The organism is Bradyrhizobium sp. CIR48, from assembly GCF_014198315.1.
Classification (GTDB): Bacteria; Pseudomonadota; Alphaproteobacteria; order Rhizobiales; family Xanthobacteraceae; genus Bradyrhizobium.
The window spans coordinates 18785-29712 of sequence record NZ_JACIHG010000024.1 but is presented as its reverse complement, the minus strand read 5'-3'; the positions used below and the strand labels follow the sequence as shown (position 1 = coordinate 29712).

Sequence of the window (10928 nt, the reverse complement as noted above, 5' to 3'; positions counted from 1 at the left end):
CGAGCCGCGGGGCGGGTGGGGGCCATTGGGGGGGGTGGATAACCCGCCAACCCCGGCCACCCCCCGCGCCCGGGGGGGGGGGGGGGGCCCCCCCCCCCCCCCCCCCCCCCCCCCCCCCGGCGGGGGGGGGGGGGGGGGGGGGGCCCCCCCCCCCCGTCTCCGCGAGGTCGCTGATGGTTGGACTCGCGGAGGCTCCCCCTCACCCGGATCGCATCTTCGATGCGATCCGACCTCTCCCCGCAAGCGGGGAGAGGTGAAAGATCGCGCGCCTCACTTCACCTTGGGCAGCACCTGCTTCACCACCTGCTTGCCTTCGACCACCTCGACCAGGAAGCTCTGGCGGTCGATGTCACCGGTGTCGCTGAAGGTGACGTCCATCAGGATGCCCGGCTCGTCCGCGGCCTTGATGGTGAGGCCGTGCAGCGTCTCGGCAAACTTCTTCGGGTCGACCTTGCCCATCTTCTCGGTGGTGGCTTTCACCATGTAGACCGCGAGATAGCCCTTCAGGCCGTTATGGTCAGGGACGTAATTGTACTTCTTGGAGAATTTCTCGCGGAACGCCTTGATCAGATCGACCGGCGCATCGGTGGTGAGGCCGACATGGCCGCGTGCCCCGTTGGCGGCGTCGCCGGCGAGCTCGATCACCTTCTGGCCGATCAGCGTGGTCTCGCCCATCAGTGGCGCGGTGACGCCTTGGCGCTTCAGCTCCTTCAGGATGCGCGCGCTCTCTTCCTCGTTCAGGTAGACGAACACGGCATCCGGATTGGCGGCCTTGATCTTGCCGACGTCGGCGGCGAAATCGGCCTGGCCTGCCTCGGTCGAGAGGTCGGCGACCACCTTGGAGCCGAGCCGGTCGAGCTCCTTGACGACGACGTCGCGTCCGCCGCGGCCGAAATCGTTGTTGACCCAGACCACCGCGACTGTCTTCGCCTTCATCTCGTCGTGGATGTATTTCGCGACCTTCGGCATCGAGGATTGCTGGCCGAACGAGGTGCGGAACAGGAATTTGTTTCCTGCCTGCGTCAACTCGGCGGCCTCACCACCCATGATCTGCGCGATACCCGCTTCGGCGGCGAGCGGCGCAGTGACCTTGACCGAGCCGGAATAGCCGGGTCCGAGCAGCACATAGGGCTCGGCGTCGAGCGCCTTCTGCACCTGGGCGCGGGCGACGCCGGGATTGGATTGCGAGTCGGCATGGCTGACTTCCAGCTTGCGGCCGAGCACGCCGCCCTTGGCGTTGATCTCCTCGATCGCGAGATCGATGCCATTCTTCCAGTTGGTGCCGACGGTGGCGCCGCCGCCCGAGAGCTCGGCGACGTTGGCGAGCTTGATGGCCTGGGCGTGGACGCTGGTTGCAGTCGCGAAGGCAAGCAGGGCGCCTGCCAGCAGGGTCGATTTCATGGTTTCTCCTCCCATTTTTCGTCGAGATTGTCCGCGGCCTTGTGTCGGCCGCTTCGGTTACGCAGCGTGATAGGCCGAGCTTCGTGCCGCCATCACCTCGTCGAATGCCTGTCCCATGATCTCGGTCGATGGGGCAAGGCCCGTGAACAGTTCGAAGGCGTCGGCCGCCTGATAGATCGCGAGCTCCCGCCCGGTCATGATCCGCGCGCCCTTGGCTTGCGCCGCCGCCAGCAGCGGCGTGATCAACGGCGAGTAGACGGCGTCGGCGACCCACAGGTTTTCGCGCAGCAGCGAGGCTGGGACCGGGATGTCCCGGTTCGGCAGCATGCCGACCGGCGTGCCGTTGACGAGGCCGGTTGCGCCACGAAGCGCGTCTTCCACGCTCGTAGCCACCCGCGCGCCGCCGTGCCTGGCCAGCAGCGCGGCGAGTTTTTCGGCGCGTGCCGGCTCGCTGTCGAAGATTCGGAGGTTCGTCACTTTCAGGCTCGCCAGCGCAAAGGCAATTGCCTTGCCGACGCCGCCGGTGCCGATCACGGCCACCGCATTTCCGGAAGACGCCAGCAGCGGCGCGACGGCGCGGGCAAAGCCGGTCGTGTCGGTGTTGTGGCCGATCAGCCGGCCGTCTCTCACGACGACGGTGTTGACCGCCGCCATGGTCGCCGCAGCCGGTGCCAGCTCGTCGAGCAGCGGCACCACTGCCTCCTTGTAGGGGTAGGTGACGTTGACGCCGGCAAAGCCGAGCCGCCGCACGCCCTCGAGCATCATGCGAAGCCCGGCCGCATCGGCGCCGGCGACCTCGATGAGCTGGTAGTGGCCGCGCAGGCCAAGCGCCTCGGCGGCGCGCTCATGCATGGCGGGGGACGCGGAATGCGCGATCGGCGCGCCGATCAGGCCGGTGAGGAGCTTCTTGCTGGCGGCGTATCCGCGCTTGGACATGGTTCGCTATCGTCTCGTTGGGACCGTTCGGTCCCGGCCATTAGCGGGGAAATCCCCGCAAGTCCAAGGGGAGTTCCAGCTGCGACGATAGTCTTTCCCCCGCCTAACACAATTACCCTTTTATCCGACAAACCTAACTTGATGTTATTTCTTCCGTCCGCGCGCACCGGCGGCCTTGCCGTTGCCGCGGGACGGCTCGACCGCCCGCATCTCCGCGCGCAGCGACTCGATGAAAGACTCGGCATGGAGCGACAGCGGCGCGCCGCGCTTGACCGCGATGTAAGTGTCGAACCGCGTCGGCTCGGTGATTTTCAGAAGCTCGATCCCGGGATAGCCGCCATGGGCCACGGTGAACTGGTCGATGATGGCGATGCCGAGGCCCGCCTTCACCAGCGCGCAGACCGTGGTGCCGAAGCGCGCGCGGATGGTGATGTTGTAGGCGAGACGGTTGCGGGCAAAGATCTCGGCCATGATCCGCCCGTAGGGATCGTTGGGATCGATGCCGATCAGCGGATAGCGGGTGATCTCGGCGGCCGAGACCTGCTTGCGGCCGGCGAGCTCGTGCCCCGGCGGCACGATGCAGTACAGCTCGCCCGAGGCCAGCGGCATGAAGTCGAGCCCGGAATGCTCCAGCCGGTAGCTCATCGCCACGCACTCGCCGCGGCCGAGCATCAGATAGTCGATGGCCTCCTCGAGCTTGAGGATGTTGATGTCGATGCCGAGATCGGGATAGCGGCGGCGGACGCGCTCGATCGCGCGGGGCACCATCACCTGCGAGATGCTCGGCACCGAGCCGATGCGCAGCTCCGACAGGCCGCCACGGCCGATCTTGGAGATGATCTCTGAGAGATCGTCGACCTTCTTGTAGACGCCGTTGATCTGCTCGAAGATGTTCTCGGCTTCCGGCGTCGGGAAGTATCGCCCGTTCTGGCGCTGGAAGAAGCGGATGCCTAGCGAGCGCTCGGTGTATTTGACGAGGCGGCTGATCCCGGGCGCCGAGACGTTGAGCAGCTTCGCCGCACCGCCGATGGTGCCCGTCACCATCACGGCACGGATCACTTCAACCTGGCGCAGCGTCATCATGCTCGTGAAATGTCCTTGGCATCCGAAAGATGATCATGGCGGCAATCATCTCACGAGAGCTGCGCTGTCATCCAGCGGCAAGTGTGGGTGGATGTGGATGGCGGAGGGGAGCTTTCACCCTCCCCCCTGGGGGAGAGGGTGGCTCGCCGCGAAAGCGGCGAGACGGGCGAGGGATCTCTCTCAGCGAGTCCGGAATCGCAGGGTGGGCAAAGGCGCACTTGCGCCGTGCCCACGTCGTCTCACCAAACAGGCAGGACGTGGGCACGCTTCCGCCGTCGCTCTTCGAGCTATGGCGGACAAGTCGCTTTGCCCACCCTACGATACTGCACTTGTCGATAGAGACCCTCATTCGGCGCCATAGCCGAAGTTTCGCTTCGGCGTCCATTTAGAACGGCGGCCGAAGGCCGCCTATGCCACGTTCTCCCACAAGGGGAGAAGGGAAACTCAAGTTCGCTGTCAGATTGTTTTCGACTAAAATCAGCGCGTTCGAACAGAAGGGCGGCGGCGCTCGAATTGGTTCGTCGGCGCTGCGGCTGTGTCTCAGCTCGCCGGGCCCTCGGGCAATACGCTCTCGGCCAGCTCCTCGCGCTCGCCTTCCAGCACCGCGCGCGCGAACTCGATGATCTTCTGCTTGTTTGCCGTTTCGCGGACGGCGAAAAACACGCGGTTCAATTCCAGGCCGAGCACGCTGTTGAGGGCAATATCCTCGTCTTCCATCGTGGTGTTCCCGCTTCGGTCGCTCAGGTGTATCGTGAGGGCAATTCTGCCACAAGTAGTTTAAATCTTCAGAGCAGATGAGCACCGGGAAACTACGGCCGCAGCGAATTGAGGCAGTCCCCAAATACGTGCTATACGAGGCGGTGTGGGGCAGGAAACGCACCGATGTCCGCCGTAGATTATGGCCGGGAGGCGCTCGACTTCATTGAAGGCCTGGGGACCTATCGCAAGGTGCCCGATGCCATGAATGCGCTCGAGACGGCGTTCGGTCGTTTCGGCTTCGAAACCATCATCGTGACGGGATTGCCCAATCCCGACCAGCGGTTTGCGCAGATGGTGCTTGCCAAGCGCTGGCCGGCGGGCTGGTTCAGCCTCTACACCCAGAACAATTACGACCGCTTCGATCCCGTGGTGCGGCTGTGCCGGCAATCGGTCAATCCGTTCGAATGGTCGGAAGCGCCCTATGACGCCGAACTCGAGCCGAACGCGGCCGAGGTGATGAACCGTGCCACCGATTTTCGCATGTCGCGGGGCTTCATCGTGCCGATCCACGGGCTCACCGGCTATGAAGCGGCGGTGTCGCTTGGCGGCGTTCATCTCGACCTCAATCCGCGCAGCAAGCCGGCACTGCATCTGATGGCGATGTATGGCTTCGACCACATTCGCCGTCTGCTCGAGCCGACGCCTTATCCCTCGACGCGCCTCACCCCGCGCGAGCGCGAGGTGATCTCCTGGGCCTCGCAGGGCAAGTCGGCTTGGGAGATCGGTGAGATCTTGCACATCACGCAGCGCACCGCCGAAGAGCATCTTGCAACTGCCGCGCGCAAGCTCGGTGCCGTCAACCGCACGCATGCGGTAGCGCTGGCGATTCGGAACAAAATCATCAATCCGTAAGCGCCGTACTGGGAAATTTCCCAATATCGAATCCGGCTCTTTTCGCAGACTCTGCCCCCATTGAGGATGATTGGGGGTTTTCATGATTCACGCAATTTCTGCGGTAAATCGCCACCTTTATGAAGACGTGATCGAGCAGCATTTCCGGTTGCGCCACGATATCTTCGTCGAGGAGCGGCGCTGGGAGACGCTGCGCAGGCCGGATTGCCGCGAGATCGATTCCTATGACGACGAGGATACCGTCTATCTGCTTGCGCTGGAGGGGCGGCGCGTCATCGGTGGCCACCGGCTCTACCCGACGACCAAGCCCTCGATGATGAGCGAGGTGTTCCCGCATCTGGCGTCGGTGCGCGGCTGCCCCGCGGATCCGCTGGTCTGGGAATGGTCGCGCTACTTCGTCGTGCGTGATCGCCGCGACGGCGCGCTCAACCTGCAACTGATGGCGGCGGTGCAGGAGTTCTGCCTCAATCAGGGGATCGCGCAGGTCAGCGCGATCATGGAGACCTGGTGGCTGCCGCGCTTCCACGAGGCCGGCTTCATGGTGACCCCGCTTGGCCTGCCGGCTCTGGTGGAGGATGCATGGACCATGGCGGCGACCATCGACATTCGTCGCGAGACCCTCGATGCCCTGCACGATCGTATCGGCATGACCTCGGTCGTGCGCCAGGACGGCCCGCGTCTGGACGCCGTCGCCCGTGCCAACCTCTGCGGCGCTGCTGCCGCGCAACGAAAGAGCGCCTGAGATGTCGAACATGATGCGGGACAGCCAGATCATGGCGCAGATCAGGGACGAGAATCTCGGCTACATGTCCGACATGGCGCTCGAGCTGGCGCAGATGGCGGAAGACACCGGATTGGCGACGCTCGCCTATCTGTTCCGGATGGCGGCGCTGGAGGCCTCGACGGCCAACAGCGTGCTCGCCGAACCGGACGACCTTCCCCAGCAGATGACGTCGCACTAGGCGTAATCCTTCCTTGCATTCCGACGAAGTCGCACCCTCTCGCCGGCCACCGGCGAGGGGGTCATCGTTTGGGTGCGGCAGGTTGCCCCAGCCTGCACGGCAGCCTTCTTGCAGGAGCGTCTCGACCGCATGCACCCGCATGCAACAAAGTGCATGTTTGGTGTCGAATCGCTCTTGCCTCGGAACGATACTGCCATTACCCATTTTTCCGCCTTGAACAGGCAGGGGGAGCTCTTTCACTGATGGCGAACGTGTTCGAACATCGGCGCGACACCGCGTGCGCCTGAAAGAGTCTTGATGCTGCTCGTCGTCGAACAGTTCCTGAACGGATTGCAGTTCGGCCTGCTGCTGTTCCTGCTCGCCGCCGGCCTGACGCTGGTGTTCGGGATCATGGATCTCGTCAACCTGGCGCACGGCTCGCTCTACATGATGGGCGCCTATTTCGCCGCGACCTTCGCGGCGTGGACCGGCAGCTTCCTGCTCGGGGCGCTGATGGCGCTTGGGGCCACGCTGTTGCTCGGCATCGTGCTGGAGATGAGCGCGCTGCGGCATCTCTATGGCCGCGACCATCTCGACCACGTGCTGGCGACCTTCGGCCTGATCCTGTTCTTCAATGAAGCCGTGCGGCTGATCTGGGGCCCGGCCGGCCTTGCGCTGCCGCTGCCAGCTTGGCTCACGGTGCCGGTGCCGATCCTGCCCGGCATTCACTATCCCGCCTACCGGCTTGCCATCATCGTGGTGGCGCTGCTGGTGGCGCTGCTGCTCTATCTCGGCGTGATGCGCACCCGCATCGGCATGCTGATCCGCGCCGGCGCCTCCAACCGCGAGATGATCGGCGCGCTCGGCATCAACATCAAGCTGCTCTACACGCTGGTGTTCGGCTTGGGCGCCGCGCTCGCCGGCCTTGCCGGCCTGATGCAGGCGCCGATCCTCACCGTGCAGATCGGCATGGGCGAGAACATCCTGATTCTCGCCTTCGTCATCATCGTGATCGGCGGCATCGGCTCGATCCGCGGCGCGTTCCTGGCCGCGATCTTCGTCGGCATGATCGACACGCTCGGCCGCGCCTTCCTGCCCAATCTGCTGCGGCAAGTGTTGAGCGGCGCCGCGGCCTCCACCGCCGCGCCCGCGCTGTCCTCCATGCTGATCTATCTCCTCATGGCGATCGTGCTGGTGGTGCGGCCGGAGGGGCTGTTTCCGGCCAACCGTCGATGAAGTCTCTCACTGTGAGCAAGGCCGTCACGGCCCTGATGCTGGCGGGCCTCCTGCTGCTGCCGCTCTATTCGCAGCTCTCCGGCAACATCTTCATCCTGACGCTGTTCACCCGCATCATCATCCTGGCGCTGGCGGCCGCGAGCCTCAACCTCATCATGGGTTTTGGCGGCATGATGAGCTTTGGCCACGCCGCCTATCTCGGCATCGGCGGCTACGCCGTCGGCATGCTCGCCCAGGAAGGCGTCGGTTCCGGCTTCATCCAGTTTCCGGTCGCGCTCGCCGCTTCCGCGCTCTATGCGCTGGTGATCGGGGCGCTCTCGTTGCGCACCCGCGGCGTCTATTTCATCATGATCACGCTCGCCTTTGCGCAGATGGCCTATTACGTCGCCTCGGGGCTGGCGCGCTACGGCGGCGATGACGGCCTCACCGTCTACAAGCGCAGCGACTTCTCCGGGCTGATCAACCTGTCCAACCGCACGCAGTTCTATTATCTCTGCCTCGTCTGCCTCCTCGGTGTCATCTTCCTGATCTGGCGCATCGTCAATTCGCGCTTCGGCCTCGTCGTGCAGGGCCTGCGCTCCAACGAGCAGCGCATGCAGGCGATCGGCTTCCCGGCAAAGCGCTACCAGCTGGTCTGCTTCGTCATTTCAGGCACCATGTGCGGCCTCGCCGGCGCGCTGCTCGCCAACAACACCGACTTCGTCAGCCCGGCCGTGATGTACTGGACGCGCTCGGGCGATCTCATGGTGATGGTGATCCTGGGCGGCATGGGCACGCTGTTCGGCCCCGTGATGGGCGCGGTGGTGTTTTTGCTGCTGGAAGAGTTCCTGTCGCAGATCACCGAATATTGGGCGCTGATCATGGGCCCGCTGCTGCTGCTGATCGTGCTGTTCGGCCGCGGTGGCATCATGGGCATGCTGGGGAGGGCCGGCCGTGGCTGAACCCTTGCTTCGCGTCGAAAAGCTGGTGCGCCGCTTCGGCGGCATCGTTGCGACGGACAATGTCTCGCTCGACGTCGCCGCGGGCGAGCTGCACGCCATCATCGGTCCGAACGGCGCCGGCAAGACCACGCTGATCAGCCAGCTTACCGGACATCTCGAGCCGCATTCCGGAAGCGTCTCGCTGGCGGGGCGCGACATCACCTATCTGCCGGCCTATCGCCGCTGCGCGCTGGGCCTTGCGCGCTCGTTCCAGATCACCTCGCTGCTGCTCGATTTCACCGCCGCCGACAACGTCGCGCTGGCGGCGCAAGCCCATGCCGGCACCTCGTTTCGCTTCTTTGCCAATGCGCGCAAGGAGCGATCCCTGCGCGATGCCGCCCACGCCGCGCTCGATCGCGTCGGCCTGTTGCATCGTGCCGATGTCGTGGTGAACCGGCTCAGCCATGGCGAGCGCCGCGAGCTCGAGCTCGCGGTGGCGCTCGCGAGCAAGCCGAAGCTCCTGCTGCTCGACGAGCCGATGGCGGGCTTGGGGGTCACCGAATCCCAGCGCATGGTGAAGCTGCTCCAGGAGCTGCGCAAGGAAGTCTCGATCGTGCTGGTCGAGCACGACATGCCGGCGGTGTTCGCGCTTGCCGACCGCATCACGGTGCTGGTCTATGGCCGCGTCATCGCCTCGGGCGATCCGGCCGCGATCCGTGCCAACGAAGACGTCAAGCGCGCCTATCTCGGCGACCAGCACGTGGTGACGCATCATGGCTGACACGCTGCTCGAGGTCGACGGCATCGAGACCTGCTATGGCCTCTCCCAGGTGCTGTTCGGCCTGTCGCTGTCGATCAAGCCGGGCGAGATGGTCTCGCTGATGGGCCGCAACGGCATGGGCAAGACCACGACCATCCGCTCCATCATGGGCCTGACGCCGGCGCGCGCCGGCAGCATTCGTTTCGCGGGCGCCGAGGTCAGGCAGCTTCCCTCCTACAGGATCGCAAAGCTCGGCGTCGGCCTGGTCCCCGAGGGACGCCAGATCTTCCCGAACCTCACCGTGCGTGAAAACCTGGTCGCGGCCGCCGCCGACCGCTTCGGCAGCCCCAATCCCTGGACGCTGGCCGCGATCTACGTGTTGTTTCCGCGCCTCGCCGAACGCGCCGCCAACATGGGCAACCAGCTCTCCGGCGGCGAGCAGCAGATGCTCGCGATCGGCCGCGCGCTGATGACCAATCCAAAACTCCTGATCCTGGACGAAGCGACCGAAGGCCTCGCGCCGCTGATCCGCGAGGAAATCTGGAACTGCCTGTCGCTGCTCAAGAGCCGCGGACAGTCGATCCTGGTCGTCGACAAGAACGTCGACCATCTCGCTCGCATCTGCGACCGCCACACCATCATCGAGCGCGGCAAGACGGTGTGGAGCGGCACGTCCGATCAGCTGATGGCGGAACCGGATCTCCAGCACAAATATCTCGGCATCTGACGCGCGTTCCTGCCGACCGCGTGCGACGCGCAAGATTCTCTTCGAGCAAATCCAGTTTCGAATCCCTCCAAACCGCGCGCAGACCTCTTGAGCGCGCCGCCGCCAGCGGTCAAAGAAGCCGCGGCGTAAGCGGATTCGATGCGGGACTTCTACGATCAAATTGTCGGACGGCCTCAAGATGACATCGGTTCCGCACAGCCGGGCGCTTCGACAGCGCAATGGCTGGATTTTCCGGGCTGCGTGTTTGTCAGAGGCGAGTTTCGAGCCGATGCCGGCGGCTCTGCGAGCGCAGCCCCGGGTCTGTTCATCTCGGTCTCCGTTGATGGTGGCGCAGGCCGCGGCATTCTGACGCGCAGCGCTGGCTGCGAAGGGCAGATGACGGCAATTGCCGTGCGCGAGACCTGCGCAGCGGAACGCGCGGTTCATTCCGGCGAGCGTTCCGCGATCGGCCTGGCGTTTCCCCAAACCTCGATCGATGGACTTGGACTCGGCGATGAGTTTCGGGCGCTGTTTGCGAACGACGTCTCGGGCGCAGCGATCGTCTCGCTGAGGGCATCGGCGCGCATACAGGCGGTCGCGGCAGAAATGTTTTCGCCGCCGGTCACCGGCAGCGCGGCGCAATTGCTGCTGTCGGCGCATGCCGCCGAGATCGTGGTCCACGCCTTGTTCGGCGAGCGCGGCCGGATTGCCGCCGATCCCACCACCGATCTGCAGTGGACGCGGTTGCAATCGGTGAAGCAGCGGATGGACGCCGATCTCGCCTATCCCTGGAGCATCGACGAACTGGCGCGGAACGCGGGGCTGAGCCGCAGGTCCTTCAACCAGAAATTCCGGATGGCATATGGCCAGAGCGCGATCGACTATCTCAGGGCTCAGCGGCTCGATGCCGCACGTGCCTTTTTGATTCACCAGCGCTTGTCCGTCACCGAAGCGGCCTATCGGGTCGGCTACGCCCATCCGGCAAATTTCGCGACGGCTTTCCGCAGGCGCTTCGGCCATTCGCCGAGCCGCTATCAGTAAACTTGAAAGCCTCCACGTGGGATCAAAGGTGATTTGCGCGCGCGCAAAGGCGGCGGCCGCTTTGATCTGGTTACACCCGGGTTGTTGAACACGGAACTCGGGGAAGACGATGAGGCGGAACGACGGGCAGACGCTCGGCTGGGAACGGTTGGTGAGAACTGGTCTGGGAGCGGCCGGTTTGGGAATGGTCCTGCAAGCGACTCCCTCGGCCGCACAGGTCTCCGGAACCAATTCGCCTTCGACGGCCGGCACATTGCCCCCGGTCACGGTGGAGGCACCGAGCCAGGCGCGTC

The 10928-nt window shown here is 64.9% G+C and carries 12 protein-coding genes; 8 read left to right on the top strand and 4 right to left on the bottom strand.

The features are described from left to right. Positions 1–270 precede the first annotated feature (270 nt). The 4 genes from GGD66_RS40710 to GGD66_RS40695 form a co-directional block, all read right to left on the bottom strand. Positions 271–1401, bottom strand: a complete 1131-nt coding sequence (locus tag GGD66_RS40710; RefSeq protein WP_018316871.1) for an ABC transporter substrate-binding protein — start codon at positions 1399–1401, stop codon at positions 271–273. 57 nt (positions 1402–1458) lie between these two features. After that, on the bottom strand, positions 1459–2337 hold the full coding sequence (locus GGD66_RS40705) for a shikimate dehydrogenase (protein ID WP_183230902.1): 879 nt from the start codon (positions 2335–2337) through the stop codon (positions 1459–1461). Positions 2338–2481: 144 nt separating this feature from the next. After that, positions 2482–3420 (bottom strand): LysR family transcriptional regulator, encoded by a 939-nt coding sequence (locus tag GGD66_RS40700; protein WP_018316873.1) that lies wholly within the window; start codon positions 3418–3420, stop codon positions 2482–2484. A gap of 540 nt (positions 3421–3960) precedes the next feature. Further along, positions 3961–4137, bottom strand: a complete 177-nt coding sequence (locus GGD66_RS40695; protein WP_092251674.1) for a hypothetical protein — start codon at positions 4135–4137, stop codon at positions 3961–3963. 165 nt (positions 4138–4302) lie between these two features. Between GGD66_RS40695 and GGD66_RS40690 the strand changes: the two genes are divergently transcribed. The 8 genes from GGD66_RS40690 (at position 4303) to GGD66_RS40655 (ending at position 10635) form a co-directional block, all read left to right on the top strand. Beyond that, entirely contained in the window at positions 4303–5031 is a 729-nt protein-coding gene (locus tag GGD66_RS40690; RefSeq protein WP_092251675.1) for a LuxR family transcriptional regulator, read from the top strand. Between the two features lie 82 nt (positions 5032–5113). Further along, complete coding sequence (locus GGD66_RS40685; protein ID WP_177236864.1) at positions 5114–5773, top strand: acyl-homoserine-lactone synthase; 660 nt, start codon at positions 5114–5116, stop codon at positions 5771–5773. A 1-nt stretch (position 5774) separates the two neighbouring features. Beyond that, positions 5775–5993 carry a hypothetical protein gene (locus tag GGD66_RS40680; protein WP_018316877.1) on the top strand — a complete coding sequence of 73 codons (219 nt, stop codon included), beginning with the start codon at positions 5775–5777 and terminating at the stop codon, positions 5991–5993. A 297-nt stretch (positions 5994–6290) separates the two neighbouring features. Continuing rightward, the gene (locus tag GGD66_RS40675) at positions 6291–7208 is read left to right on the top strand and encodes a branched-chain amino acid ABC transporter permease (RefSeq protein WP_183262197.1); all 918 of its coding nucleotides are present in this window, start codon (positions 6291–6293) and stop codon (positions 7206–7208) included. Further along, the gene (locus tag GGD66_RS40670) at positions 7205–8149 is read left to right on the top strand and encodes a branched-chain amino acid ABC transporter permease (RefSeq protein WP_183262195.1); all 945 of its coding nucleotides are present in this window, start codon (positions 7205–7207) and stop codon (positions 8147–8149) included. The genes GGD66_RS40675 and GGD66_RS40670 overlap by 4 nt, the downstream gene beginning before the upstream one ends. Then, a complete protein-coding gene (locus tag GGD66_RS40665; protein ID WP_018316880.1) occupies positions 8142–8909 on the top strand; it encodes an ABC transporter ATP-binding protein in 768 nt (255 codons plus the stop codon). The genes GGD66_RS40670 and GGD66_RS40665 overlap by 8 nt, the downstream gene beginning before the upstream one ends. Beyond that, a complete protein-coding gene (locus tag GGD66_RS40660; RefSeq protein WP_092251679.1) occupies positions 8902–9615 on the top strand; it encodes an ABC transporter ATP-binding protein in 714 nt (237 codons plus the stop codon). Before GGD66_RS40665 ends, GGD66_RS40660 begins: the two co-directional genes overlap by 8 nt. Before the next feature lie 240 nt (positions 9616–9855). Next, complete coding sequence (locus tag GGD66_RS40655) at positions 9856–10635, top strand: AraC family transcriptional regulator (RefSeq protein WP_312014229.1); 780 nt, start codon at positions 9856–9858, stop codon at positions 10633–10635. Positions 10636–10928 lie beyond the last annotated feature (293 nt).